This is a genomic window from Plantactinospora siamensis, assembly GCF_042434095.1.
Classification (GTDB): Bacteria; Actinomycetota; Actinomycetes; order Mycobacteriales; family Micromonosporaceae; genus KBS50.
The window spans coordinates 204,059-230,338 of sequence record NZ_JBHLUE010000001.1 but is presented as its reverse complement, the minus strand read 5'-3'; the positions used below and the strand labels follow the sequence as shown (position 1 = coordinate 230,338).

The 26,280-nt window shown below is 73.3% G+C and carries 24 protein-coding genes; 16 read left to right on the top strand and 8 right to left on the bottom strand.

Going from position 1 to position 26,280, the window contains the following annotated elements; translation table 11 throughout:
* Positions 1–66: 66 nt before the first annotated feature.
* Both ACFFHU_RS00960 and ACFFHU_RS00955 read right to left on the bottom strand, forming a co-directional pair.
* Entirely contained in the window at positions 67–825 is a 759-nt protein-coding gene (locus ACFFHU_RS00960) for a DUF4142 domain-containing protein (RefSeq protein WP_377334657.1), read from the bottom strand.
* 192 nt (positions 826–1,017) lie between these two features.
* Positions 1,018–1,539 (bottom strand): MarR family winged helix-turn-helix transcriptional regulator, encoded by a 522-nt coding sequence (locus tag ACFFHU_RS00955; protein WP_377334655.1) that lies wholly within the window; start codon positions 1,537–1,539, stop codon positions 1,018–1,020.
* 83 nt (positions 1,540–1,622) lie between these two features.
* On the opposite strand from ACFFHU_RS00955, the gene ACFFHU_RS00950 reads away from it, so the two are divergent.
* The 4 genes from ACFFHU_RS00950 (at position 1,623) to ACFFHU_RS00935 (ending at position 4,837) form a co-directional block, all read left to right on the top strand.
* Positions 1,623–2,237, top strand: coding sequence for a helix-turn-helix domain-containing protein (locus tag ACFFHU_RS00950; RefSeq protein ID WP_377334654.1), 615 nt, complete (start codon positions 1,623–1,625; stop codon positions 2,235–2,237).
* Positions 2,234–3,601 (top strand): MFS transporter, encoded by a 1,368-nt coding sequence (locus ACFFHU_RS00945; RefSeq protein WP_377334653.1) that lies wholly within the window; start codon positions 2,234–2,236, stop codon positions 3,599–3,601. Before ACFFHU_RS00950 ends, ACFFHU_RS00945 begins: the two co-directional genes overlap by 4 nt.
* Positions 3,602–3,869: 268 nt before the next feature.
* Entirely contained in the window at positions 3,870–4,271 is a 402-nt protein-coding gene (locus tag ACFFHU_RS00940) for a DUF3224 domain-containing protein (protein ID WP_377334652.1), read from the top strand.
* The gene (locus tag ACFFHU_RS00935; protein WP_377334651.1) at positions 4,268–4,837 is read left to right on the top strand and encodes a MarR family winged helix-turn-helix transcriptional regulator; all 570 of its coding nucleotides are present in this window, start codon (positions 4,268–4,270) and stop codon (positions 4,835–4,837) included. Before ACFFHU_RS00940 ends, ACFFHU_RS00935 begins: the two co-directional genes overlap by 4 nt.
* 9 nt (positions 4,838–4,846) lie before the next feature.
* On the opposite strand, the gene ybaK is transcribed toward ACFFHU_RS00935, so the two are convergent.
* Together ybaK and ACFFHU_RS00925 are read right to left on the bottom strand one after the other, a co-directional pair.
* Positions 4,847–5,323, bottom strand: a complete 477-nt coding sequence (gene ybaK, locus ACFFHU_RS00930) for a Cys-tRNA(Pro) deacylase (RefSeq protein ID WP_377334650.1) — start codon at positions 5,321–5,323, stop codon at positions 4,847–4,849.
* Positions 5,324–5,657: 334 nt separating this feature from the next.
* Positions 5,658–6,884 (bottom strand): class I SAM-dependent methyltransferase, encoded by a 1,227-nt coding sequence (locus ACFFHU_RS00925; protein WP_377334649.1) that lies wholly within the window; start codon positions 6,882–6,884, stop codon positions 5,658–5,660.
* Positions 6,885–7,225: 341 nt separating this feature from the next.
* Here ACFFHU_RS00925 and groES point away from each other — a divergent pair, with 341 nt between their 5' ends.
* From groES to ACFFHU_RS00910, 3 genes are all read left to right on the top strand, one after another.
* Entirely contained in the window at positions 7,226–7,534 is a 309-nt protein-coding gene (gene groES / locus ACFFHU_RS00920; protein ID WP_512699508.1) for a co-chaperone GroES, read from the top strand.
* Between the two features lie 72 nt (positions 7,535–7,606).
* The gene (gene groL / locus ACFFHU_RS00915; protein ID WP_377334647.1) at positions 7,607–9,253 is read left to right on the top strand and encodes a chaperonin GroEL; all 1,647 of its coding nucleotides are present in this window, start codon (positions 7,607–7,609) and stop codon (positions 9,251–9,253) included.
* A 175-nt stretch (positions 9,254–9,428) separates the two neighbouring features.
* Positions 9,429–10,976: a sulfite oxidase gene (locus ACFFHU_RS00910; protein WP_377334646.1), complete on the top strand. Its 1,548-nt coding sequence runs from the start codon at positions 9,429–9,431 to the stop codon at positions 10,974–10,976.
* A gap of 100 nt (positions 10,977–11,076) precedes the next feature.
* Here the strand turns inward: ACFFHU_RS00910 and ACFFHU_RS00905 are convergent, their stop codons facing one another.
* Positions 11,077–11,466 (bottom strand): WhiB family transcriptional regulator, encoded by a 390-nt coding sequence (locus tag ACFFHU_RS00905; protein ID WP_377334645.1) that lies wholly within the window; start codon positions 11,464–11,466, stop codon positions 11,077–11,079.
* 314 nt (positions 11,467–11,780) lie between these two features.
* On the opposite strand from ACFFHU_RS00905, the gene ACFFHU_RS00900 reads away from it, so the two are divergent.
* Positions 11,781–12,776, top strand: a complete 996-nt coding sequence (locus ACFFHU_RS00900; protein WP_377334644.1) for a response regulator transcription factor — start codon at positions 11,781–11,783, stop codon at positions 12,774–12,776.
* Positions 12,777–12,785: 9 nt separating this feature from the next.
* On the opposite strand, the gene ACFFHU_RS00895 is transcribed toward ACFFHU_RS00900, so the two are convergent.
* On the bottom strand, positions 12,786–13,178 hold the full coding sequence (locus ACFFHU_RS00895) for a DUF5319 domain-containing protein (protein ID WP_377334643.1): 393 nt from the start codon (positions 13,176–13,178) through the stop codon (positions 12,786–12,788).
* Positions 13,179–13,409: 231 nt separating this feature from the next.
* Between ACFFHU_RS00895 and guaB the strand changes: the two genes are divergently transcribed.
* The 4 genes from guaB (at position 13,410) to ACFFHU_RS00875 (ending at position 18,450) form a co-directional block, all read left to right on the top strand.
* On the top strand, positions 13,410–14,957 hold the full coding sequence (gene guaB, locus ACFFHU_RS00890) for an IMP dehydrogenase (RefSeq protein WP_377334641.1): 1,548 nt from the start codon (positions 13,410–13,412) through the stop codon (positions 14,955–14,957).
* A gap of 59 nt (positions 14,958–15,016) precedes the next feature.
* Entirely contained in the window at positions 15,017–16,135 is a 1,119-nt protein-coding gene (locus ACFFHU_RS00885; protein ID WP_377334639.1) for a GuaB3 family IMP dehydrogenase-related protein, read from the top strand.
* A gap of 68 nt (positions 16,136–16,203) precedes the next feature.
* Complete coding sequence (locus ACFFHU_RS00880; protein ID WP_377334637.1) at positions 16,204–17,604, top strand: M1 family metallopeptidase; 1,401 nt, start codon at positions 16,204–16,206, stop codon at positions 17,602–17,604.
* A 105-nt stretch (positions 17,605–17,709) separates the two neighbouring features.
* Positions 17,710–18,450 (top strand): DinB family protein, encoded by a 741-nt coding sequence (locus ACFFHU_RS00875; RefSeq protein ID WP_377334635.1) that lies wholly within the window; start codon positions 17,710–17,712, stop codon positions 18,448–18,450.
* Between the two features lie 722 nt (positions 18,451–19,172).
* Here the strand turns inward: ACFFHU_RS00875 and ACFFHU_RS00870 are convergent.
* Positions 19,173–20,306, bottom strand: coding sequence for an LCP family protein (locus tag ACFFHU_RS00870; protein WP_377334633.1), 1,134 nt, complete (start codon positions 20,304–20,306; stop codon positions 19,173–19,175).
* A gap of 142 nt (positions 20,307–20,448) precedes the next feature.
* On the opposite strand from ACFFHU_RS00870, the gene ACFFHU_RS00865 reads away from it, so the two are divergent.
* On the top strand, positions 20,449–22,152 hold the full coding sequence (locus ACFFHU_RS00865) for an FAD-dependent oxidoreductase (RefSeq protein WP_377334631.1): 1,704 nt from the start codon (positions 20,449–20,451) through the stop codon (positions 22,150–22,152).
* 90 nt (positions 22,153–22,242) lie between these two features.
* Positions 22,243–23,796 (top strand): glutamine-hydrolyzing GMP synthase, encoded by a 1,554-nt coding sequence (gene guaA, locus ACFFHU_RS00860; RefSeq protein WP_377334629.1) that lies wholly within the window; start codon positions 22,243–22,245, stop codon positions 23,794–23,796.
* Positions 23,797–23,812: 16 nt separating this feature from the next.
* Here guaA and ACFFHU_RS00855 read toward each other — a convergent pair whose 3' ends face one another.
* Positions 23,813–24,100, bottom strand: coding sequence for a PspC domain-containing protein (locus tag ACFFHU_RS00855; RefSeq protein WP_377334627.1), 288 nt, complete (start codon positions 24,098–24,100; stop codon positions 23,813–23,815).
* A gap of 145 nt (positions 24,101–24,245) precedes the next feature.
* Between ACFFHU_RS00855 and ACFFHU_RS00850 the strand changes: the two genes are divergently transcribed.
* Together ACFFHU_RS00850 and ACFFHU_RS00845 are read left to right on the top strand one after the other, a co-directional pair.
* Positions 24,246–25,193, top strand: a complete 948-nt coding sequence (locus ACFFHU_RS00850) for an NUDIX hydrolase (RefSeq protein WP_377334625.1) — start codon at positions 24,246–24,248, stop codon at positions 25,191–25,193.
* Positions 25,194–25,347: 154 nt separating this feature from the next.
* The gene (locus ACFFHU_RS00845) at positions 25,348–26,256 is read left to right on the top strand and encodes an NUDIX hydrolase (protein ID WP_377334869.1); all 909 of its coding nucleotides are present in this window, start codon (positions 25,348–25,350) and stop codon (positions 26,254–26,256) included.
* The last annotated feature ends 24 nt before the right edge of the window (positions 26,257–26,280 follow it).

The window sequence follows — 26,280 nt, the reverse complement described above, 5'->3', positions numbered from 1 at the left end:
CCCGGGCGTTAGGAAGGGCCCCTTCCTATACAAAAAGCGATAAGAAGGGGCCCTTCCTTGCGGCCGTCAGCGGCGGATCAGGCGGACCGTGGCGACGCCGCCGGCGGCCAGCGCGACGACCAGGACGACCCAGATCATGGTGCTGTTCACCGGGGCGCCCGAGCCGGCGTTGGCGCGGGCCCGGGCGAACATGCCCTCGTTCTGCATGGCGGGGACGGCCGGCGGCGGCAGCTCGGCGTACCGGACCAGGCCGGTGCTCTCCAGCATCTTCATGTGGTTCATCACGAAGATGTTGGCCGCGTCGGCCAGCTTGCGGACGTCCTCGTTCCGGGTGCTGGCCCGGACCGCCCCGATCACCGGGAAGATCTTGCCGTGCGCCGTGCGGAGCCGGGTGACGAAGGTCTGGTCGAACCGGTCACCCTCCGCCTTCTGCATCTCGGTGAGCCAGCCCTGCTGGTCGGGCCGCGGCGTGGGGGGGATCCGTACGCCGAGCTTGTTGGCGGTGTCCACCACCATCTGGTCCAGCTGGACGTGCTGCTTGGCGATCTCGGCCCCGACCTCGCGTACCCGCTGCCGCTTGCCCTTCTCGGCGGCCATCTGGCCGGCGGGCATCTCCCACAGCCCGGCCTGGCGTACCCCGTCGAGCAATGCCTGGTCGGCCGCGTTCAGCTGGGCGGGCGCCGGCTCCGCGGACGCCGCGGACGGCATCAGCGCCAGGCCCGCGGCCAGGCCCGCCAGGGCGGCCGCGACCCACCGGGTCGTCCTCGACGGTCCGGTCCCGGTCCGCGCCCGTCCGTGGGTACGTCGAGACCCTTGCTCCGGCATGCCTGCCACCACCTCTGTGATCCGGGGTTGCGCTCGAAGGGTGGTACGGCGGACGCCGTCGATCCGTTCATCCATGCACGCTTTTTCTCGCGCCCCCCGCCCGCCCCTTTCGGCGATCTTGCACTTTTGGCCCGGGCAAATCATGTCGTAAGCGATATATACGTGGCCCAAAGTGCAAGATCGCCCGGGGAGTCAGTCCTGGGCGGGGATGTCGGCGCCGGGGGGGCGGGATGAGGTTGCCCAGTGCTGCCACCAGGCGGGCTCCGATGGCTCGCCGGCGGCCAGGACGAGGGCATCCATGAGGTCCGCGGGGGTCCGTCTGGCCTCGGCCGGTACGGCGGCGAGCAGCCGGCGGAGCTCGGCGGTGCGCCGCCGGACGATCTCGGCGACCAGGTCCCGCCCGCGGTCGGTGAGGTGCAGCCAGGAGACCCGCCGGTCGTCGGACAGCCGGCGGCGGGCCAGCAGCCCGCGCCGGACCAGCCGGTCGCCGGTCCGGCTCGCGGTCGACGGGTGTACGCCGAGGTCGCCCGCCAGATCCACGGTGCGCCGGGGTCCGGTGGTGGCCAGCAGCACGATCATGCGGTGCTGGGTGAGTGTCAGCTCGACATCCAGCGCCCCCACCGCGACCGCGGTGATGCCGACGACCAGCCGGCTCAGCGCGGAAAGTCCCGCCGTGAGGCGGTCCAGGTCGCCGTCCGGCACGTCCCGGGTCATCGCCGCATCGTCGCATGGCGGCGTCTGTACGGGTGCGGGCGCGGGCCTTGCCAAGAAGTCTTTGCAAGCTTATCTTTGCAAACATGTCTTGGGAAATCGTTCGCCCGGATGCCACCTCGCTGCGCGGGCTGGCGCATCCGTTGCGGGTCAAGATGCTGACGGCGCTCCGTGAGCACGGTCCGGCCACGGCCACCCTGCTGGCCCAGCGGCTCGGCCAGTCCTCTGGAGTGACGAGCTACCACCTGCGACAGCTCGCGCAGCACGGTTTCGTGGTCGAGGATCCCGACCGGGGCGCCGGCCGGGAGCGGTGGTGGAAGGCCGCCCACCGGGGCACCTCGCTGGGCTACGAGGTGAGCCGGGAGGCGCCCGGCGACGTGGAGACCTACCTGCGCGCGGTCGCCGCGCTCTACATCGACCGGATCGACCACTGGCTCAGCGAGTGGCCCGCGTTGCAGGGTGACTGGGACGGCGACTGGGAGGGCACCGGAACACTGAGCGACCAGCGGCTCCGGCTGACCCCGGCCGAGTCGCGTGAGCTCAAGGAGGAGATCCTCGCCCTGGTCGAGCGGTACCGCAAGGACGACCCGGACTCCCCGGCGCCACCCGGCACCGAGCCGGTCATCCTGCAGTGGCAGGTCATGCCGTTCATCCGGGCCGCCGGGCCCGAGGGCGGCGAGCGGGCGGAGGACCGGTCGTGAACCGCCGGGCCGGACTGATCGGGCTGTTCGCGGCCGAGACGGTGTCCCGGATCGGCAGCCGGATGTCGATGGTGGCGCTGCCCTGGTTCGTGCTGGTGCTCACGGGCAGCCCGGCCAAGGCCGGTGTGATGGCCTTCGCCGAGATGCTGCCGTACGTCCTGGGCTGCGCTCTCGGTGGACCGCTGCTGGATCGGGTGGGCGTCCGCCGGGCCAGCATCGCGGCCGACGCCGTCAGCGCGGTGGCGGTGGCCGGCATCCCGCTGCTCTACCGCTCCGGCCACCTGGGCTTCGGCGCCCTGCTGGCGGCCGTGGCGGTGGCCGGGCTGCTGCGGGCCCTCGGCGACACGTCCAAGCAGGCGATCTTCGGTCAGATCGTCCCCGACTCGGGAATGGACCTCACCCGCGCCACCGGGCTGCAGGACGGGCTCAGCCGCCTGTCCGGGATGCTCGGCGCGCCGCTGGCCGGCCTGCTGATCGCGGCCCTGGACGCGCCGACCGTGCTGCTCATCGACGCGGCCACCTTCGCCTTCGGTGCCCTGGTCGTGCTGCTGGCCGTGCCGGCGCGCCGGTCCACATCCGCTCCGGTTGCCGCGCAGGCGTCGGTGGATGGACCGGCGTCGGTGGATGAATCGGCGGCGGCGGGCGGGTCGGCGGGCGCGCCGGCGGAGTCGTACCTCGAGTCGCTGCGGACCGGCTGGCGGTTCATCCGCCGGGAGCGGATCGTGCTGGCCATCAGCATCATGGTGGTGCTGACCAACCTCTTCGACCAGGCTTACTCGGCGGTGCTGGCGCCGGTCTGGGCCCGCGACGTGGTGGGCTCCGCGGCGGCCCTCGGCCTGCTGTTCGGGCTCACCGGCCTGGGCGCCGTGCTCGGCAACCTCGTCTTCGTGGCGATCGCGCCCCGGGTGCCGCGGTGGAGCGTCTTCGCGTTCGGCTTCCTGATCGGCGGGTCGCCGCGGATGTTCGCCACGGCGTTCGCCACCGAGCCCTGGCTCGTCTATCTGGTCACCTTCGCCGGGGGGATCGCCCTGGCCGGGCTCAATCCGATCCTCGGCGCGGTGCTGTACGAGCGGGTGCCGGCGGCGCTGCGGACCCGGGTGCTCGGGATGTCCCAGGCGATGTCCTGGGCCGGCATCCCGCTCGGCGGCCTGCTCGGCGGGGCCCTGGTCACCGCGATCGGACTCCGGGTGAGTCTTGTGGTCTTCGCCGCGGCGTACCTGTTGACCACGCTGTTGCCGTTCGTGGACCGGACCTGGCGCCAGCTCGACGACCGGCCGGCGGCCGGCGGCCTCGGCTCGGCGGAGGGTGATCGGCCGGCGGAGGGCAACCGGCTCGCGGAGGGCGAACCGGCCCACGTTCGATGACCGGGCCTGGGCTGGTGACGGGTCCGCGGAGGCCGACCGGTCCGCGGAGGCCGACCGGTCGGCGAAGGCCGACCGGTCCGCGGAGGGCGACCGGCCGGCGGACGGCCACCGGTCGGCGGACGGCCACCGGTCGGCGGACGGCCACCGGTCGGCGGACGGCCACCGGTCGGCGGACGGCCACCGGCCGGCGCTGCCGGCCGGGAGCGCCCCGCGGGGATGTCCGGGCGTTCCGGTTGACGTATGACTGAGTCACACATAGGTTGAGGGCATGGCCAAGCTGGATACCAAGCTCAAGATCGAGTCCTGGGACGAGCAGCCCTACCGGGAGCTGCCGGACGGCAGCCGGTTCACCCGGGCCGAGGTGACGCTGAGCGGCACCGACGACGCGGTCACGGCGGCCACCTTCGAGGGGCTGATGTTCTATCGGCCGGACGGCACGAGCAGCTACGCGACGCTGATGCGGATCGAGGCCACCCTCGACGGCCGCGCCGGGACGTTCGTGTTGCGCGGCACGGGGACGTACGACGGCACCACGGCCCGCGGCGACTCCGAGGTCGTGCCCGGGTCGGCGACCGGCGACCTGGCCGGGCTCACCGGCGCCGCGACCAGCGCGTCCACCCAGGCCGACTACCCGCACATGCCGCTGACCCTGGAGTACGAGCCGGCGTGACCGAGTTCCCCGACACGCCCGCGGCGGCCGGGGTGGGGAACGTGTTGGGCGCTCTCGCGCTGGTCCTCACCGACCGGACCGCGGCGGCGGCCGCCGAGGCCAGCGACCAGTCGGCCTCGGCGGCCGCGGCGCTCTCCGCGCTGCACCGGTTCCTCGACGGGCCGACCCTGGACCAGCTGCGCCGGGTGCTCGGCCTCACCCCGTCCGGAGCCGTACGGCTGGTCGACCGGCTTGCCGCGGCCGGGCTGGTGACCCGGGGCGCCGGCGGGGACGGGCGGTCCCGGTCGGTCGCGTTGACCGCCGCGGGTCGCGACGCCGCCGAGCGGATCGGGGCGGCCCGCGCCGAGGTGCTGAACGAGGCGCTGGACGGGTTCTCGGCCGCGGATCGGGACCATCTGGGCGCGCTGCTGGGCCGGGTCATGGCCAACGTCGTACGGGCCAAGGACGGCGGGGCGTGGATCTGCCGGCTGTGCGACCTCGCGGCCTGCGGACGGCCCACCGGAGACTGCCCGGCCGCGAACGCGGCGGCCGCCAAGTACGGCCCCCCACCCCGCACGCCCGGATAGCCCGGCCGCTCAGGCGGACAGCGGGGCGGTGGTGGCGTCGGTGAGCCGGATCAGGTCGGCCGGGGCGAGCCGCAGTTGCAGACCCCGCCGGCCGGCCGAGACGTACATCTCCGGCAGGGCCTCGGCGGACGAGTCCAGCACGGTGGGTAGCCGGCGGCGCTGGCCCAGCGGGCTGATGCCGCCGCGGACGTACCCGGTGGTCCGCTCGGCGAGCGCCCGGTCCGCGAGGGCGGCCCGCTTACCGCCGAGGGCGGCCGCCAGCGCCTTGAGGTCCAGTTCGCCGGTCACCGGCACGACCGCGACCGCGAGCGCGCCGTCCACCTCCACCACCAGCGACTTGAAGACCCTGTCCGGCGGTACGCCGAGCGCGGCTGCCACCTCGGCGCCGTAGTGCGGCGTGTCGGCCGGCACGTCGTACGGGTGCACGGTGTGCGGTACGCGTTGCCGGGCCAGCAGCGCGGTCGCCGGCGTTCCCTGTCCCGCCATGGCCACCGACCCTACCGGCCACCGACCCTGCCGGCGCTCGACCCTGCCGGCAGCCCGCCCGGCGCGGGCCGGGCCGGGCGCGACGCCACAGCGGCCCGGCCCGAGCCGCGACGGCGGTGCGACGCGGCAGCGGCCGGGCGCGGCCCGCGACGACGTGGCGCGGATCCGGTTCGACAACGCGCCGGCGCGACGCCACAGCGGCCGGGCGCGGCCCGCGACGACGTGGCGCGGATCCGGTTCGACAACGCGCCGGGGCGACGCCACAGCGGCCCGGCGTGGATCGGTCCGGGCAGCGGGGAGGAACCCGCGCCCGCGCGTGGACGGGCCCGGTCGATCAGGGGCGCGGGTTCACGGGCTGGCCGATCAGCACCGTGGGCGCGCCGGCGACCCGGGTGAGCACCAGGCTGGCGCCCGCCGGCCCGGCCAGCCGCAGGTCCCGGCGGAGCCGCTCGGGGACCAGGGCCGAGCCCCGCTTGAGGATCTCGACCCGGCCGATCCCGCGTTCCCGCAGCAGGGCGCGGAGCCGTTTGAGCGAGAACGGGAGCGTGTCGGTGATCTCCAGGCAGCGGGCGAACGGGGTCGATACGGCGCGGTCGGCGTACACATAGGCGATCTCCGGATCGGCGAGGTTGCCGCCCACGGCCGCCGCGAACTCGGCGACCAGGTGCGCCCGCAGCACCGCGCCGTCGGGGTCGTAAAGGAAGCGGCGGACCGGCCCCACCGGCGCCTCGGCGCCGCCGTCGCCGGTGAGCTGGTAACAGGGGACCCCTGCTATACCGGAGGCGATAACAGGGGGCCCTTCCTTTCCGAGCAGGGTGGCTCGGCGGGGGACCTCGGCGAGCGGGCCGCACCAGAGCGCCGCCTCCACCAGGTCGCCCGCCACGCTCACCCATTCCGCCTCGGCCCCGGTCGGGATCAGCCCGTGGTCGACCCCCGGTGCGACCTTGACCACGGTGCGCGGGATCCGGGCGATCAGGTCGGTGACGAACGTCCACGGCGGCGAGTACGCGTCCGGGTCGAAGATGCGGCCGCCGGTCGAGCGCCGCCGGGCCGGATCGCAGAACGCCGCGTCGAAGCCGGACACGTCGTACCGGAGGGCGTCGCCGTGCTGCACGGTGAACCTGTCGGCCAGCCCGAGCGCGACGGCGTTGGCCGAGGCCACCGCCGCGGTGAGCGGATCGGCCTCCACCCCGTACACCCGGATGCCGTGCCGGGCCGCGGCCAGGCCGTCGGCCCCCAGCCCGCAGCCCAGGTCGACCAGCGTGCGCACCCCGGCCGCGCGCAGCCGGCGGGCGCGCCGGTCCGCCACGACGGCCCGGGTGGCCTGCTCCAACCCGGGCCGGGTGAAGAACATCCGGGCCGCGTCCGGGCCGAACTTGCCGACCGCGCGCCGCCGCAGTTCGGCCTGGGTGAGCGCGGCGGCCGCCAGCCCGGCGGGCACGCCGGCCGAGCGGAGCGCGGCGGCCGCGGCCAGCGGGTCGCCGCCGGCCACCGCGGCCGCCGCCCCGAGCGCCGCCTCCCCCTCGGGAGTACGCAACACCTCGAACTGTTCGTTGTTCACGATCGCATTCTGCTCAGCCACCCCACCGCATCCGAGCGGACCCAGGGGTGCGGGGCGGCCCGCCCACGTCGGGATCAAGCCTGACCGCCCAGAGTGGGCGGGCCGCCCCGCACCCCGCACCCGCCGGATTGGCACTCTCCTTGACGGAGTGCTAGCGGCGGAATAACCTGCGATTAGCACTCTCGCATCGAGGGTGCCAGCTCGCGGGTTCGCCCGCGGGCAACAACGCCAGGCGGACCGGCACCCGCGACGACGGTTCCGCCCGGTGGACATGTGGCAGAGATTGACGCTGGCCGGCTTCCGGTCAGCACAGGAACCTGATACCCCAGGAGGGTATGCCCGTGACTACCGCGACCAAGGTTGCGATCAAGCCGCTCGAGGACCGCATCGTGGTCCAGGCGAACGAGGCTGAGACGACCACGGCGTCGGGCATTGTGATCCCCGACACCGCCAAGGAGAAGCCGCAGGAGGGCACGGTGCTGGCCGTCGGCCCGGGCCGGGTCGACGACCACGGCAACCGGGTGCCGATCGACGTCAAGGTCGGCGACACCGTTCTCTACTCGAAGTACGGCGGCACCGAGGTCAAGTACGCCGGCGAGGAGTACCTGGTGCTCTCCGCCCGCGACGTCCTCGCGGTCATCGAGAAGTAAGCAACCTCATCCAAGTGACCAGCCCCGGACCGGCTCGCCGGGCCGGGGCTGCGTCGCCTTGAAGGGACATCAATGGCGAAGATCCTGAGCTTCTCGGATGACGCCCGGCACCTGCTGGAGCACGGTGTCAACGCTCTCGCTGACACGGTCAAGGTCACCCTCGGCCCGCGGGGGCGCAACGTCGTCCTGGACAAGAAATTCGGTGCGCCCACGATCACCAACGACGGCGTGACCATCGCCAAGGAGATCGAGCTCACCAACCCGTACGAGAACCTGGGCGCGCAGCTGGTCAAGGAGGTGGCGACCAAGACCAACGACGTCGCCGGCGACGGGACCACCACCGCCACCGTGCTGGCCCAGGCCATGGTCCGGGAGGGCCTGCGCAACGTGGCCGCCGGCGCCAACCCGACCGGCCTGAAGCGGGGCATCGACGCGGCGGCCAACAAGGTCTCCGAGGCGCTGCTCGGCAAGGCCGTCGAGGTGGGCGGCAAGGAGTCGGTCGCGCACGTGGCGACGATCTCCGCCCAGGACGCCACCATCGGCGAGATGATCGCCGAGGCCATGGAGAAGGTCGGCCGGGACGGCGTCATCACCGTCGAGGAGGGCTCCACGCTCGCCACCGAGCTGGAGGTCACCGAGGGTCTGCAGTTCGACAAGGGCTTCATCTCGCCGAACTTCGTGACCGACTCCGAGGGTCAGGAGGCGGTGCTCGACGACCCGTACATCCTCATCACCACCCAGAAGATCTCGGCGATCGAGGAGCTGCTGCCGCTGCTGGAGAAGATCCTCTCCGACAGCAAGCCGCTGCTGATCGTCGCCGAGGACGTCGAGGGGCAGGCGCTCGCCACCCTGGTGGTGAACGCGATCCGCAAGACCATCAAGGTCTGCGCGGTGAAGGCGCCCGGCTTCGGTGACCGCCGCAAGGCGATGCTGCAGGACATGGCGATCCTCACCGGCGCCGAGCTGGTGGCGCCCGAGCTGGGCTACAAGCTCGACCAGGTGGGTCTCGAGGTGCTCGGTGGCGCTCGCCGGGTGGTGGTGGACAAGGAAAACACCACCGTCATCGACGGCAAGGGTCAGCGCAGCGAGGTCGCCGACCGGGTCTCGCAGATCCGCAAGGAGATCGAGGCCTCCGACTCCGACTGGGACCGGGAGAAGCTGGCCGAGCGGCTGGCGAAGCTCTCCGGTGGCATCGCGGTCATCAAGGCCGGCGCCGCCACCGAGGTGGAGATGAAGGAGCGCAAGCACCGCATCGAGGACGCCATCTCGGCGACCAAGGCCGCGGTGGAGGAGGGTACGGTGCCCGGCGGTGGCGCCGCGCTCGCGCAGACCGCCACGGTGCTCGACGACGGCCTGGGGCTGACCGGTGACGAGAAGACCGGCGTCTCGATCGTGCGCAAGGCGCTGCTCGAGCCGCTGCGGTGGATCGCGCAGAACGCCGGCCAGGACGGTTACGTCGTGGTGAACAAGGTCGTCGGCGGTGACTGGGGCCACGGCCTCGACGCCGCCAAGGGCGAGTACGTCGACCTGGCGGCCAGCGGCATCATCGACCCGGTCAAGGTCACCCGCAACGCGGTGCTGAACGCGGCCTCGATCGCCGGCCTGCTGCTCACCACCGAGAGCCTGGTCGTGGACAAGCCGGAGGAGCCGGAGGCCGCCGGCGCCGGCGGTCACGGCCACTCGCACGGCCACGGCCACCAGCACGGCCCGGGCTTCTGACCCGGTAGCACACCACCGTTGGGGCGGGGCACCGCCGAGCTGCGCTCGGCAAGTGCCCCGCCCCAACCCATTCCTCCCCCCGGCCACCCGGATGGGTGGGGGAGGGGAGTGGGTGGGTTCTTACCGGGTGGTGACGTGGGTGTCGGGCGGGGCGGGGGTCGGGGAGACTGGGCGGGTGCGTACCCGATCAAGTCTGTCCGCGGCGCTGGCCGGGGTGGCCGCCGCGGCGGTGGCCCTGGGGGTCGCGGAGCTGGTGGCCGTGGCCACCGGGGCCCGCTCGGCGCCGCTGGTCGCGGTGGGTGGCGTGGTGGTGGACACCGTGCCGGCGCCGGTCAAGCAGTTCGCCATCGACGTCTTCGGCGTACATGACAAGCAGGCCCTGCTGGTCGGGACGGGGATCCTGCTGGCGGCGCTCGCGGCGCTCATCGGGCTGGCGGCCCGGCGCCGCTTCCGGTACGGCCTCGCCGGCATCGCGGCGTTCGCCCTGATCGGTGTGGCGGCCGCGGTGACCCGGCCGGGCGCCGGTCCCGCGGCGGCGCTGCCCACGCTGGTCGGCGTGGGCGTCGGAGCGGCCCTGCTCTGGCTCCTGCTCGTCGGCCCGCTGGAGATCCCCGCGCCACCCGCGGACCCGGAATCCGCTCATGACGTGGACGAGTTCCGGGCCGGCCGGCGCCGGTTCCTCACCGGCGCGGGCGTGGCCATCGGCGCGGCGGTGCTCACCGGGTACGCCGGTCGGTGGCTGGCCGCCCGGCGCAGCGTCACCGAGGCGCGCGCGGCGATCCGGCTGCCCGCGCCGGCCAGCCCCGCCCCGCCGCTGCCGGCCGGCGCGGAGCTGTCGCTGCCCGAGCTCAGCCGGTTCACCACCCCGAACTTCGCGTTCTACCGGATCGACACGGCGCTGGCGGTGCCGCAGGTCGATCCGGCGCAGTGGCGGCTGCGGATCACCGGCCGGGTGCGCAACCCCATCACGCTGACCTGGGCGGAGCTGCTGGCCCGGCCGATGATCGAGCGGGACGTCACGCTGGCCTGCGTCTCCAACGAGGTGGGTGGGGACCTGATCGGCAACGCCCGCTGGCTGGGCGTCCGCATCGCGGACCTGCTGGCCGAGGCCGAGCCGCTGGACGGCGCCGACCAGGTGGTCGGGCGGTCGGTGGACGGCTGGACCTGCGGCACGCCGACGGCCGTGCTGCGGGACGGCCGAGACGCGCTGCTCGCGGTCGGCATGAACGGTGAGCCGTTGCCGGTGGAGCATGGGTTCCCGGTCCGGATGGTGGTTCCCGGGCTGTACGGCTACGTCTCGGCCTGCAAGTGGGTCACCGAACTCGAGCTGACCTCGTTCGCGGACTTCGACGCGTACTGGGTGCCGCGGGGCTGGTCGGCGCAGGGGCCGATCAAGACCGAGTCCCGGATCGACACGCCGCGGAAGGGCCGGCTGACCGCCGGCACGATCCCGGTGGCCGGTGTGGCGTGGGCGCAGCACCGCGGCATCCGGGCGGTCGAGGTACGGGTGGACGGCGGCGCCTGGCAGCGGGCCACCCTTGCCGCGGTGCCCTCGGCGGACACCTGGGTGCAGTGGCGGTGGCAGTGGCCGGCCACCCCGGGCGAGCACACCCTCCAGGTGCGGGCCACCGACGCCACCGGCGAGGTGCAGACGGCCGACGAGGCGCCGGTGGCGCCCAACGGCGCCACCGGCTGGCATTCGGTGAAGGTCACCGTGCACTGACCGCGCGTCGGAACCGGACGCGCGTCGGGCCCGGACGCGCGCGTCGGGCGCGACCCCGGGAGCGAGGGTCACGCCCGACGGGCGTTGAAGCGAGGGTCGCTCAGGCGGCGGGCGCCTGGCGCTGCGCGGGGATGGCGGTCTTGTGCGGACGACCGAGGCGCGCCTCCAGCCGGGCCACGTCCACCCGGGCGCGGCGCCGGTCGGCGAGGTCCTCCCAGCCGACCGCGAGCAGGCGGAGCCGCTCCGATTCGCTGAACCCGCCCCACACGCCGTACGGCTCGCGTACGGCAAGGGCGTGCGCCGCGCACTCGGCCCGGACCGGGCAGGTGGCGCAGACGGCCTTGGCGTTCAGCTCACGCCGGTTGCGGGACGACCCGCGTTCCCCGTCCGGATGGAAGAACTGGGCGCTGTCACGGCCGCGGCAGGCACCGAGCCGCTGCCATTCCCACAGGTCGACGATGGGTCCGGGCAATCTGCGTACGTTCGACATCAGCCCCCTCCTCCCGCGCGGCACCGCGTGACCATCCAGCTACGGGTCCGGATCCGGGCGGCGGGCCGCGCAGGCGCTCCGTTTCCGACCTGTGCATCGCGTTACCCGCTGCACGGACGGCTCACACGTCTCTGATCGAAAACCACGTCCCTCGTGTCCCGTCGGTCGCAGGATCGATCCCACGAACCGGACAGAACGAACGGTACGGATCGGCCGATCGGACGGATCCGGGAAGAAACTTCGCCGGTTCTCCCACCGAAACTCGTCATGATCACCCTTTGTCGTGTTCTCCTCACTGAGGAAGGAGGGCTCTCGTGCGTACCGTCCTCGTATGTGTCCGGACCCCGATGGCCGCGCAGAACGTGGCCGCGGCCGCGGCCCGGCTCGGCCTGACCGCCGCGGTCCGGACCGCCGTGTCGGATCCGGAGGTGATGCTGCGGCTCACCGAGCGGCCGGCCGACGTGGTGCTCGCGGACACCGCCCTGACCCGGCCCGACAGCGTGGGCTTCACCCGCCGGGTGCTGGCCCGGTCGCCGGGCGCCGCGGTGGTGCTGTTCGGGACGGAGGAGCCGGGGGTGGCGGCCGCCGCCATCGCCGCCGGCGCGCGCGGGCTGGTCTCCGCCGCGGACCACGACCTGGTCGGGGCCGTGGCCCGGGCCATGCTGCTGCTCAGTGCCCCGGGCCGGCCCGCGCGTCCGGGCGCCGACTCGACGGGCGCCGGCCGGGCCACCCGGGACGCCGGCGGACTGCCCGGCATCGGCCGGCCGGGCCGGGACGAAGCGCCGGAGACGCCGCCCGCGATGCGACCCGGCCCGCCCCCGCCACCCGGCGACGGCCGCCCGGCGGGCGCCGGCTCGCCGGGGGTGGCCCGGCCCGGTGATCCGGTACGGCGGCGCCCGGCCGCGCCCCCGGCGGCGCCGCCAAGCGGCGGGTCCGATCCCACCGGCCCGGCCATGGTCCCGGTCCAGCGGGCCGAGGACGGCGGGGAGGCGCGCGGACCGGACGGCGACGCAGCGGCCGACCCGCGCGGCAACCTGGCGCCGGAGACCCGCTTCGGCGGCAGCCGCCGGGCCGAGACCAACGCCAGCCACTCCCGCGGTACGCCGGCCCGCCGGGTGAGCCTCACCGAGCGGGAGATGCAGGTGCTGCTGGGAATGGCCGACGGCAAGAGCAACGCCGAGATCGGCCGGGAGTTGTTCGTCTCGGAGGACACCGTCAAGACGCACGCCCGGCGGTTGTTCCGCAAGCTCGGCGCGCGGGACCGGGCCCACGCCGTGGCTGCCGGCTTCCGGGCCGGACTGGTCGCCTGACCGCCCGGCCTAGTCCTCCTCGGAGTCGCTGAGCGTGTCGTGCACGCCGTCCGCGTAGCCCCGCGCGTACTCCCAGGTGACGTAGTGGTCCGGATCCGGGTCGTAGGCCGGCTCGTGCACCCGCGGCCGGCCCGAGTCGAGCAGGTGCCGCAGGTTGCCGCGCAGCAGGGCCCAGTCGAAGTAGTGCGGCTCGCGGCAGTCCTCGCACTCGATGACCAACCCGCGTACCCCGTTGGGGGCCAGCAGCGCCTGATAGACCTCGAGATCGGCCAGGTCCTCCAGCACGTCCTGCCGCTCGACCTCGGTCAACGGGCCGAGGTCGCCGTCCTCGACCGGGTCGTCCAGGCCCGCCGAGGGGTCGGCCGGGTCTCCGGTGAAGGGGTCGATGGGCTCGTCGTGCACCCCTCCACCGTAGTCGCATTCACGGCCGCCGCGCTCACCCCATGTCGGCCGGGCAGCCGGGCCTCCTCGTCTGGGTACGATGAGTCAGCGCGACCGGCCGTTTGCCGCGATCCCGTGGTGACCGCCCGGTCGCCAGCCATTCGCGCCCGCGAGTCGGCGACGCGTCCGCGCCGCCGGACGTCTCCGGCGCGGCGGCCCCGCACACCGTCGACCAGCTTCAGGGGACTACTCGTGGACAACTCACCACAGGGCGACGACCACCAGCAGATCGGTGGACAGGTGCCCGAGCTTCCGGCCGGCTCCGCCCGCGTGGTGCCGCTGGGTCTGACGTTCGACGACGTGCTGCTGCAGCCCGGTGAGTCGGACGTGGTGCCGAGCCGGGTCAACACGGTCACCCGGCTCAGCCGCAACGTCGAGCTCACCATCCCGCTGGTGTCCAGCCCCATGGACACCGTCACCGAGGCCCGGATGGCGATCGCCATGGCCCGGCAGGGCGGGATCGGCGTGCTGCACCGGAACCTGTCGGTGGAGGACCAGGCGATCCAGGTGGATCTGGTCAAGCGCTCCGAGTCCGGGATGATCACCAACCCGGTCACCGCGAGCCCGGACGACACGCTGCGCCAGGTCGACGAGCTGTGCGGGAAATACCGCATCTCCGGCGTGCCGGTGGTGGACGGCTCGGGCTCGCTCGTCGGCATCGTGACCAACCGGGACATGCGCTTCGTCAACGACCCGGGCACCCCGGTGCGGGACATCATGACCCGGATGCCGCTGGTCACGGCGGCCGTGGGCGTCGACAAGGACGCAGCGCTGGAGTTGCTGCGCCGGCACAAGGTGGAGAAGCTGCCGATCGTCGACGACGCGGGCCGGCTGCGCGGCCTGATCACCGTGAAGGACTTCACCAAGAGCGAGCAGTACCCGCTTGCCACCAAGGACGGGGCGGGCCGGCTGCGGGTGGCCGCCGCGGTGGGCGTCGGCGACGAGTCGTACAAGCGGGCCCGCGCCCTGGTCGATGCCGGGGTGGACGTGTTGATCGTGGACACCGCGCACGGGCACCAGCGGGCCGTGCTGGACATGGTCCGGGCGCTCAAGCGGGACACCGCGGTCGACGTCATCGGCGGCAACGTGGCCACGTACGCCGGGGCAAAGGCGCTGGTCGACGCGGGCGCCGACGGTGTCAAGGTCGGGGTCGGGCCGGGCGCCATCTGCACCACCCGGGTGGTGGCCGGGGTGGGCGTTCCGCAGATCACCGCGATCATGGAGGCGTCCCGGGCGTGCCGGCCGGCCGGCGTGCCGGTGATCGGCGACGGCGGCATCCAATACTCCGGCGACATCGCCAAGGCCATGGTGGCCGGCGCCGACACGGTGATGCTCGGCAGCCTGCTGGCCGGCTCCGAGGAGAGCCCGGGCGAGCTGATGTTCATCAACGGCAAGCAGTTCAAGGCGTACCGCGGGATGGGCTCGCTGGGTGCCATGCAGTCCCGCGGCCAGGTGAAGTCCTACTCCAAGGACCGCTACTTCCAACAGGACGTGACGAGTGAGGAGAAGCTGGTCCCGGAGGGCGTGGAGGGGCAGGTGCCCTACCGCGGCCCGCTGTCCCGGGTGGCCCACCAGCTCGTCGGCGGCCTGCGGCTGGCCATGGGGTACGCGGGCGCCGAGACCGTGGCCGAGCTGCACTCCCGGGGCCAGCTGATCCGGATCACGGCCGCCGGTCTGAAGGAGAGCCACCCGCACGACATCCAGATGACCGTCGAGGCGCCCAACTACCACAGCCGCTAGCCCCCTGGCCGGGGCTCGACCGGGCGCCCCGGCCCACCCCTTCGATGAGTGGAGTTCCCATGCGTGACGTGGTCGAGATCGGGCTGGGCAAGACCGCGCAGCGCGGCTATCACCTGGACGACATCGCCATCGTGCCGAGCCGGCGTACGCGTGACGTCGACGATGTGAGCACCGCCTGGCAGCTCGACGCGTACGAGTTCGCCATCCCGTGCATCGGCCACCCCTCCGACGCCACCATGAGCCCGTCCTCGGCCGCCGCGCTGAGCCGGCTCGGCGGGCTGGGCGTGCTCAACGTCGAGGGGCTGTGGACCCGGTACGAGGACCCGGCCAAGCTCTTCGAGGAGCTGGGCACGATGGGCGAGGACGCCCGGACCACCCGGCGGCTCCAGGAGATCTACGCCGAGCCCATCCGGCCCGAGCTGATCACCGAGCGGGTACGTGAGCTGCGCGCCGGCGGTGGCACGGTGGCCGTACGCGTCTCCCCGCAGCACACCCTCGCGCTGGCGCCGGTGATCCTGGACGCCGGGGTGGACATCCTGGTCATCCAGGGCACGCTGGTCTCCGCCGAGCACGTCTCCACCACCGACGAGCCGCTGAACCTCAAGGAGTTCATCGCCGACCTGGACCTGCCGGTGGTGGCCGGCGGATGCACCGACTACAAGACCGCCCTGCACCTCATGCGCACCGGCGCGGCCGGGGTGATCGTCGGGGTGGGCGGGGACGAGTGGTCCACCACCGAGTCGGTGCTGGGGATCCGGGTGCCGATGGCCACCGCGATCGCCGACGCCGCGGCCGCCCGGCGCGACTACCTGGACGAGACCGGGGGCCGGTACGTCCACCTGATCGCCGACGGGGACCTGCGCACCTCCGGCGACGTGGCCAAGGCGCTGGGCTGCGGCGCCGACGCGGTCATGCTGGGCGAGCCGCTGTCGCTGGCCGCCGAGGCGCCGGCCGGCGGCGCCTGGTGGCACTCGGCGGCCAGCCACCCGTCGCTGCCGCGGGGCGCCTTCGGCGTCGCCCACGAGCCGGTGGGGGACATGGAGAAGTTGCTCTTCGGCCCGGCCGACCAGCCCGACGGCCGGCTCAACCTGTTCGGCGGACTGCGCCGGGCGATGGCCAAGTGCGGCTACCGCGATCTGAAGGAGTTCCAGCGGGTCGGGCTGGTGCTGGACCGGTGACCTCCGGCGGGCGTACGGGGCGCCGGCCATCGCTCGCCGGACCGGGGCGGCGCCTGACGTCGGTCACGGTGGCGGTCGCCCTGGTGTTGACCGGCTGCACCCACGGGCCGCGGCGGGCCGAGCCCGGCTCGACGCGGCCGGCCGCGGGCTCGGCGTTCCAGCCCGGCGCGGAGGGGATCGGTGATCCCTACTTCCCCTCCTACGGCAACGGCGGATACGACGTGGCCGGCTACGGGCTCAAGGTGCGGTACGACCCGTCCGCCAAGCGGCTGACCGGGGTGGCCACGATCACGGCCACGGCCACCGCGGCGCTGTCCCGGTTCGACCTCGACCTGTCCGGGCTGACCGTCGAGTCGGTGACCGTGAACGGCGCGCCGGCCACCAGCGCCCGGAACGACGACGAGCTGGTGATCACCCCGGCTACCGGGCTGGCCAAGGGCGCGCGGTTCAGCACCGAGGTCCACTACTCCGGGGTGCCGAGGCCGATCAGCAGCCCGGAGCTGGGGGACAACGGCTTCCTCGCCACTCCCGACGGCGCCATCGCGCTCGGCGAGCCGGAGTCGGCCAGCACCTGGTTCCCGGTCAACGACCATCCGCTGGACAAGGCCACGTACGACATCGAGGCCACCGTGCCGAGCGGCCTGGTGGCGCTCAGCAACGGCGTGCCCCGCGGGACCATCCCGGCCGGCGCGGGCTGGACCACCTGGCGGTGGTCGGAGCGCTCGCCGATGGCCAGCTACCTGAGCACCCTGGTGATCGGCAAATACCGGGTCGACCAGGCCACGCACGCCGGCAAGCCGATGATCACGGCCGTGCCGGACAGCCTGCCGGCCGACGGTCCGGCCGCGCGCTCGGTGGCCGCCACGGGCACGGTCATCGACTATCTGGCCACGCAGTTCGGCCCGTACCCGTTCGACTCGTACGGCGGGATAGTGGTCTCCGACGACCGGATCCGGTACGCCCTGGAGACCCAGTCCCGGCCGGTGTACGGCAACACGTTCTTCGCCAACGGCGTCAACGAGGGCGTGGTGGCGCACGAGCTGGCGCACCAGTGGTTCGGCGACAGCGTCTCGCTGGCCCGGTGGGCCGACATCTGGCTCAACGAGGGCTTCGCGAGCTATGCCGAGTGGCTGTGGACGGAGCACACCGGCGGGCAGACCGTGCGGCAGCGCTTCACCGCCGAGTACGCGAAGGCGAAGTGGACCCAGCCGCTGCTCGATCCGGGCAAGGAGGGGATCTTCTCGCCCTACGTCTACCAGCGCGGACCGCTGGCCGTGCAGGCGCTGCGGATGACGGTGGGGGACGAGAAGTTCTTCGCCATCCTGCGCGCCTGGACGGGCGAGCGGCGGAACGGCAACGGCACCACCGCCGACTTCCAGGGCCTCGCCGAGCGGATTTCCGGGCAGCGGCTGGGGAAGTTCTTCACCGACTGGCTCAGCGGCAGCCTGCCCCCGCCGATCCCGCGCTGAGCTGGACCGCCGGGTCCGGCCGGGGTCCGCGGGGCCCCGGCCGGCGGAGCGCCGGAGGTCGCGGCCCGGACGTTTTCGTCGGTGCCGGCCGCTAGGTTGGCCGCCATGACCGACTTCGCCCACGCGGATCTTCGCGGCGCCACGTTCGATTACACCGACCTCACCGGCGCCCGCTTCCGCGAGGCGAACCTGACCGGGGTGGTGATGCGCGGCGTCGAGCTGGTGGACGTCGACATCGACGGTTATCTCGAGAACCTGGTGGTCAACGGGGTCGACGTCGTTCCGCTGGTGAACGCCGAGCTGGACCGGCGCTACCCGGACCGGGCCCGGATGCGCCCCACCGACCCGGCCGGCTTCCGCGAGGCGTGGGACATCGTCGAACGGTTGTGGGACGGGACCGTCGAACGCGCCCGTCGCCTGCCGGCCGAGCGGTTGCACGAGTCGGTCGACGGGGAGTGGTCGTTCATCGAAACCCTGCGGCATCTGGTGAACGCCACCGACTGCTGGGTTCGCCGGGCGGTCGAGGGCGACCCGGCGCCCTGGCACCCGCTGGGCCTGCCCTGGGACGGGATGCCGGACACGCCGGGGATGCCGCGGGACCGGGCCGCCCGACCGTCGCTCGACACGGTGCTCGACATCCGCCGCGACCGGATGGGCACGGTCCGCCGGATCATTGAGGGGCTGACGGACGAGTCGTTGGACCGGCTCACGGAGCCGGTCGAGGGGCCCGGCTGGCCGCCGGCCGACAGCTATCCGGTGCGGAAGTGCCTGTCCGTCGTGCTCAACGAGGAGTGGGAGCACCGGCTGTTCGCCGAGCGGGACCTGGCGGTCCTGGAGTCCCGCTAGGCGGCGCGGCTGGGGTCTGGAAGGGCGAACGGCCCCCCTGCGGTAACAGAGAGGCCGTTCTTGTCCGAGGCACGCACCGACGAAGAACATCCGCGCTTCCTCAGTACGACCAACCAGGAGCGTCGCCAATACGATGCGGGGAGTCGCACAAACGGTGCGATGTAAATAAAAAGTCGGTCGTTGCAGACGGCACCTCACAACCGTCGGGCAGTGGTGCTCGTTGACCTATTGAAACCCATGTCCAGCGTCCCTTTTGGCGGTAACCAGACCGGACGTTTCTGCTGGGCATGGGTTCTGGTTTGTCCGAGCCGCACGAGACCACATGACACATGGTCGACGGAGAACGAGAGGAACACGGGCATGTCAAGACGCCCTATCACGCCGCCCCCCGGCGGAGATGAACCCGAGCCGGATCAGCTCATGTCGCTCCGGGGACTGGTCATCATTGCGATCGCGCTGCCGGTCGGCCTATTGGCTGCAGCGGTGAGCTATGCCAGCACGGCCCCCGGCACCGGTGGCAGTGTTGGTGTTGCAGCAGGTCTCGTCGCAATGACCGTAACGAGTCTAGGCGTGGCCGGATACCTGCACCGGTTGTTGCCCTCAGGCTGGTAGCAGGGAGGGCATGGCCGGGGGTCGCCGATGCGGCGACCCCCGGCCGTTCTCTCATCTCCAGCATGAATTGCTGATCATCCCGGGCCCGCCCTGGAAGTCCATCAGATGCGTCAGCGGCGGCTCACCAGGCTCGGATGGGCGGCCAGGAAGGACTCGACCCGGCCGGCCCGCAGCGCGGCCAGGAACTGTCCGCCCACCGGTTCCAGCGCCTCGCCCCGGTAGCCGGCGCCGCTGCCGACGCCGTGCCCGGGCAGGTCCACCAGCGTGATGGCGCCGGTCGGGAGCCGGCTGAGCGCACCGGCGAAGTCGACGATCCGCCGGCCGCCGTCCACGTACGTGAGGGTCTTGCCGAGCGCCCGCACGACCTGGTCCAGCCGGTCGGGGTCCCGGGCCAGCCCGCCGTCCAGCACCTTTGTGATGATCGCCCGGATGAGCTGCTGCTGGTGCCGCTGCCGGGTGTAGTCCCCGCCGGCCGTGTAGCGCTGCCGCGCGTAGTCCAGCGCCTGCCAGCCCACCAGGTGCCGGCGACCGGGCTGGTAGACCATCTGCGGCCCCACGTACGTCGAGCCGACCCGGGTGCGCATCGTGCCGTCGGGGCGGCGGTGGATGGAGACCACCTTCTGGTCGATGGTGAGGTCGATGCCGCCCAGGGCGTCCACCAGCCGCGTCATCCCGGTGAACGTCAGCACGGCGCCGGCGTCGAACCGCGGGATCCCGGTGTACCGCGACACCGCCTTGGACAGCAGGTCGTAACCCTGGCGGACGTTCGGCGACTTCGGCTTGCCCGGCACCCGGCTGCCATAGCTCATGGCGTGGGTCAGCTTGGTGTGCTGCCCGGCAAAGTCGGCCGGCGCGAACGCCGGGATGTCCACCACCAGGTCGCGGGGGAGCGAGAAGAGGTACGCGTGGTCGAGGCCGCGGGGCAGCCACATGATGAGTACGGCGTCGGAGTGTGGCTGCCACCCCGGCACGCTCACCCGGGTGTCCACCCCGGCCAGCAGGACCGTGAGCGGACCGGTGATGTCGGCGCCCAGCGGCGCGGCCGGGGAACCCGTCGGCCCGGGGGCCGTACTGGGGCTCACCGGCGCCCCGGTCGACGGGCTTGCCGCCGGTCCGCCGTGGTGGCTGCACCCGGTGAGGACCGGCCCGACCAGCGTGATCGCGGCGAGCGTCGCGGTCAGGGTCCGGGTGGACAGCCCGGGACGTGCCTGAGTCAACCGGGTGAGCCGTCGTCTGAATGCCATGCCGACCATCCTCAACGTCGTTCTCGATGTCAGACGCCCCAGCCCCCCGAACGGTTGCCCGCCCCTGTCCGATGGACCCAACCCGACGGAGGGAGCGATCCGGCCGTAGCCAGGAAGCTACTTGTCGGTAATGATGGCTGTCATGCGGTACGACGTGGTCGTCGTGGGGTCGGGCTTCGGGGGCAGCGTGACCGCGCTGCGGCTGGCCGAGAAGGGCTACTCGGTGGCGGTGCTGGAGGCCGGACGCCGGTTCGCCGACGACGAGTTCCCGCGTACCTCCTGGGACACCCGCCGGTTCCTCTGGGCGCCCGCGCTCGGCTGCTTCGGCATCCAGCGGATCACCCTGCTCCGCTCCGCCGGCCGCCGGGGCGGGGCCGGGGTGTTGGTGCTCTCCGGCGCGGGCGTCGGCGGTGGCTCCCTGGTGTACGCGAACACGCTCTACGAGCCGCTGGACGAGTTCTACGCCGATCCGCAGTGGCGGGACATCACCGACTGGCGGTCCGAGCTGGCGCCGCACTACGACCAGGCGAAACGGATGCTCGGGGTGACGACGTACCCGATCATGACGAGCGCGGACCGGGCCATGCGCTCGGTGGCCGACCGGATGGGGGTGGGCGGCACGTTCCACCCGACCCCCGTGGGGGTGCACATCGGGCGGCCCGGCGAGGTGGTGCCGGACCCGTACTTCGGCGGCGCGGGACCGGCCCGGACCGGCTGCCTGCACTGCGGCGCCTGCATGACCGGCTGCCGGCACGGCGCCAAGAACACGCTGGTCAAGAACTACCTGTGGCTGGCCGAACGGCTGGGCGTGCAGGTCCACCCGCGCACCACGGTCACCGCCGTGCGGCCGGCGCCCGACGGCGCGGGCTACGTGGTCCGGACCGTCCGCACGGGGGCCTGGCCGCGCCGGCGGCCCGGCACGATCCACGCGGACCAGGTGGTGTTCGCGGCCGGCGCGCTCGGCACCCAACGGCTGCTGCACGAGATGCGGGCGACCGGCGCGCTGCCCCGGCTGTCGCCGCAGGTAGGAGCGCTGACCCGGACCAACTCGGAGGCCATCCTGGGCGCGGCCGTCCCCCGGCCGGACGCCCGGCGGCGCGGGCTGGACTTCACCGAGGGCGTGGCCATCACCAGCAGCTTCCACCCCGACCCGCACACGCACGTCGAGCCGGTCCGGTATGGCCACGGCTCCAACTTCATGGGCCTGCTCCAGTCGCTGCTGGTGGACGGCGGGCCGCACCGGCTGCGCCGGTGGGTCGGTGAGCTGATCGGCCGGCCCGGGGTGGCGCTGCGGATGCTCTCGGTCCGGGACTGGTCCCGGCGTACGGTGATCGCCCTGGTGATGCAGTCGCTGGACAACTCGCTCACCACGCACTACCAGCGGGGCTGGCTGGGTCGGCGGCGGCTGGCCGCGAGCGGGGGCCACGGGGCGCCCAACCCGACCTGGATCCCGGACGGGCACCGGGCGGTCCGGCTGCTTGCCGACGAGATCGGGGGGATCCCCGGCGGGGCCGTGACCGAGCCGTTCAACATTCCGATGACGGCGCACATCCTGGGTGGCGCGGCCATCGGCGCCGGCCCGGAGACCGGCGTGATCGACCCGTACCACCGGGTGTTCGGGCATCCCGGGCTGCACGTCGTGGACGGCGCCGCGGTGACGGCCAACCTCGGCGTCAATCCGTCGTTGACCATCACCGCGCAGGCCGAGCGGGCCATGTCGTTCTGGCCCAACCGGGGCGAGCCCGACCCGCGGCCGGCGCCCGGCGAACCGTACCGCCGGCTGGACCCGGTCCCGCCGCGCCGCCCGGCCGTCCCGGCGGACGCCCCCGGCGCACTCCGCCGGTAAGGCGGGGCCCGCGTGTCGCATCCTGGGTAGGAAGGCCCGCCGGACGCCCGCGTGCCGGGTTCGGCCGTCACGCTCGGTAGGATCACGCGCATGAGCACCCCGCGCCCGGTCCTGGTGGTGGACTTCGGAGCCCAGTACGCCCAGCTCATCGCCCGGCGGGTGCGGGAGGCGAGGGTCTATTCGGAGATCGTCCCGCACACCATGCCGGTGGCCGAGATGCTCGCCAAGGACCCGGCCGCGATCATCCTCTCCGGCGGACCGGCCAGCGTGTACGCGCCGGGAGCGCCGCGGATCGACGCCGGCATGTTCTCCGCCGACGTGCCGGTCTTCGGCATCTGTTACGGCTTCCAGGCGATGGCCCAGGCGCTCGGCGGGACGGTGGCCCGGACGGGCAACCGGGAGTACGGCGGCACCCCGCTGCGGACCCGCGCCCAGGCCGGGACCCTGCTCCGGGAGCTGCCCGCCGAACTGCCGGTCTGGATGAGCCACGGCGACAGCGTGACGGCGGCGCCGGCCGGGTTCACGGTGACCGCCGAGTCGGCCGGCGCCCCCGTGGCCGCCTTCGAGGACCTGGCGGGCCGGCGGGCCGGCGTGCAGTTCCACCCCGAGGTGGGGCACACCGCGCACGGCCAGGAGATGCTCCGCCGCTTCCTCTACGACATCGCCGGGATCGAGCCCACCTGGACCGCCGAGAACATCATCGAGGAGCAGGTGGCCCGGATCCGGGAGCAGGTCGGCGACAAGGAGGTCATCTGCGGCCTGAGCGGCGGGGTGGACTCGGCCGTGGCCGCCGCGCTGGTGCACGAGGCCGTCGGCGACCAGCTCACCTGCGTGTTCGTCGACCACGGGCTGCTGCGGGCCGGCGAGGCCGAGCAGGTCGAGAAGGACTACGTGGCCGCCACCGGGATCAAGCTCAAGGTCGTCGACGCGGCCGACCGCTTCCTTGGCGCGCTCGCCGGGGTGAGCGACCCGGAGCTCAAGCGCAAGATCATCGGTCGGGAGTTCATCCGCGTCTTCGAGGCCGCGGCCCGGGAGGTGGCCGCGCACGGCGACGTCGAATTCCTGGTCCAGGGCACGCTCTATCCCGACGTGGTGGAGTCCGGCGGCGGCAGCGGCACGGCCAACATCAAGTCGCATCACAACGTCGGCGGGCTGCCGGAGGACCTGCGGTTCGCGCTGGTCGAGCCGCTGCGGACGCTGTTCAAGGACGAGGTACGCACCCTCGGGCTGGCCCTCGGCCTGCCCGAGGCCATGGTCTGGCGGCACCCGTTCCCCGGACCCGGGCTGGCGATCCGGATCATCGGCGCCGTGGACCGGGAGCGGCTGGCCGTGCTGCGCGCCGCCGATCTGATCGCCCGCGAGGAGCTGACCGCCGCCGGGCTCGATCGGGAGGTCTGGCAGTTCCCGGTGGTGCTGCTGGCCGACGTGCGCAGCGTCGGGGTGCAGGGCGACGGCCGGACGTACGGCCACCCCGTGGTGCTGCGGCCGGTTTCCAGCGAGGACGCCATGACGGCCGACTGGTCCCGGCTGCCCTACGACGTGCTGGCCAGGGTCTCCACCCGGATCACCAACGAGGTGCCGGAGGTCAACCGGGTCGTGCTGGACATCACCAGCAAGCCGCCCGGCACCATCGAGTGGGAGTGACGGCCGCGGCCGCGGATCACCAGGACGCGGGCCCCGCCGGCGGCGGCGCGGTGGGCCCGGCCGGCGGGTGCGGCCAGGCGGGGGCGTCCGCCGGCTCCTCCGGCATGAGGAACCACATGATCGGGTACGCGAGCAGCGCGACGCCCGCGGTGAGCAGGCCGGCCACCGCGAAGCACACCCGGACCAGGGTCGGGTCGACGTTGAAGTAGCGACCGAGCCCGCTTGCCACCCCGGCGACGATGCGGTCGGTGGTGGGTCGGCGGAGTTGGCGGTACGGGGCCTGGGGGAGGGACGGGTGGGTCATGCCTCAACGGTTCCGCGCCGGCGACCGGGTCGCCTCGGGAAGGGCCCGGATCAATACCCTGACCCGCCCCTGAGCCGCGAGCCGGCTGTCAGGAATCCGACTCAAATCGTGGCCGACCGGGTCGGTCGGAGGAAAATTCAGACTCGTGACCATCACGCTGGAGCCGCTTCGCAAGATCGCGGCCTACGGAGTCTGCGTCAACGGCGAGGGTCGGGTGCTGTTGGTCCGCGCCTCGCCCCGGTCCGGCACCCCGGGGGTGTGGTCGTTGCCGGGCGGCGCCGTTGATCATGGCGAGGACCCGCATCACACGGTGGTGCGGGAGACGGCCGCCGAGACCGGCCTGTCGGTGAGCGTGGCCGGCCTGCGGGACGTGCTGGCCGACATGCGGTCGATGCCGCACCGCGGCGTCACCATCCACACCGACCGGCTGCTCTACCACGTCTCGGTGCGCGGCGGCAGCCTGTGGGACCGGGAGGGCCAGTCCACCGACCTGGCCCGGTGGGTCACCCTGGACGAGGCCCGCGAGCTGCCGTTGCGGCCCTTCACGGCCCGCGCCCTGGGACTGCAACCCGCGCCGATCGACCTGTGCCCGGACGAGGTGCCGGACTTCCCGTCGTTCTACGCGGTGCCCGGTCCGGACGGCCTGCACCGGGCCCAGCGCTTCGCCGCGTACGCGGTGGCCACCGACCCGGGCGGGCGCATCCTGCTGACCCGGATCGCGGCCGGATATCCGGGCGCGGGCCGCTGGCACCTGCCCGGCGGCGGCACCGACTACGGCGAGCAGCCCGGGTCGGCGCTGCTGCGCGAGCTGCTCGAGGAGACCGGCCAGCAGGGCCGGCTGGTCGAGCTGCTGGGTGTGGCCAGTCACCGGGACGCCGCCTCGCTCGGGCCGGAGGGCTACCCGATCGATTGGCACGGCGTACGGGCCTTCTACCGGGTGCTGATCGACCAGCCGGCGCCCCTGACGGTGCACGACGTCGGCGGATCGACCTGCGACGCCCGCTGGTTCGGCGCGACCGAGCTGGCGGCGCTGCCGGCGGACCTTCTCACCGAGGTGACCGCCGAGGCGGTCCGGGTGGCCGGCCTGCGCTGAGCACCCTCCGGCCGATTCCGCCCGGCCGCCCCGACCCCGCCGCCTCGAAGATCAACACGACGCCGGCGATGTTGGGGGGTCCGCCGGGTGCCGACGCCCCGACATCACCGATGATGTGTTGATCTGGGAGCGCGGACGGGTGGGGTGGGCGCGGGTGGAGCGGCGGCGGCGGATCGGCGCGTACGGGCTGTGCCGGAACGGCGACACGGTGCTGCTGGTCCGCGCGTCCGTTGCGACCGACGTGCCGGGCGTCTGGCAGATCCCCGGCGGCGGGCTGGAGCACGGCGAACGCCCGGACGCTGCGCTGGTTCGGGAGTTCGCCGAGGAGACCGGGCTGACGATCGAGCCGGTCCGGCCGCTGGCCGCCGTGTCGGACATCAGGCTCCGTCCGGACCTCGGGATCGAGTTGCATCTCGACCGGATCGTGTACGAGGTGCGCTCGACCGGCGGTGAGCTGCGCGCCGAGTCGGCCGGGGGGACGGACCAGGTCCGGTGGATCACTCCGGACGAGCTGGTCGGCCTGCCGCTCATGCCGTTCACCGCGGAACTGCTCGGTTGCCCGGTCAGTCCGCTGCCGAGCGCTCCGATGCGTCGGTCCGGGTCGCCGCTGCCGCCCCCGCCACCCGGGAGGGGGCAGCGGTTCGGGGCGTACGGGCTGGTCACCGACCCGGCTGGCCGGGTGCTGCTGACCCGCATCGCCCAGGGCTATCCGGGGGCGGGTCGCTGGCACCTGCCCGGCGGCGGCACCGATCATGGCGAGCAGCCGGTGACCGGGCTGCTGCGCGAGCTGGTGGAGGAGGCGGACCAGCTGGGCCGGGTGACCGGGCTGCTGGCCGTGGACTCCTCGCACAACCCGACCGCGATGGGCCCGGAGGGGTACCCGATGGATTGGCACGTGGTTCGGGTGATCTATCGGGTCGTCGTCGACGTACCAACGGACGTACGGGTGACCGAGGCGACCGGGGGGTCGACGGCGGGGGCCGGCTGGTTCGACCCGGCCGCGCTGCCGGGGCTGCCGCTCACCGGGGTCGCGCGGATGGTAACCACTCAATATCTCCCATAAGGGACCCTTGAACAGACCGCTTTG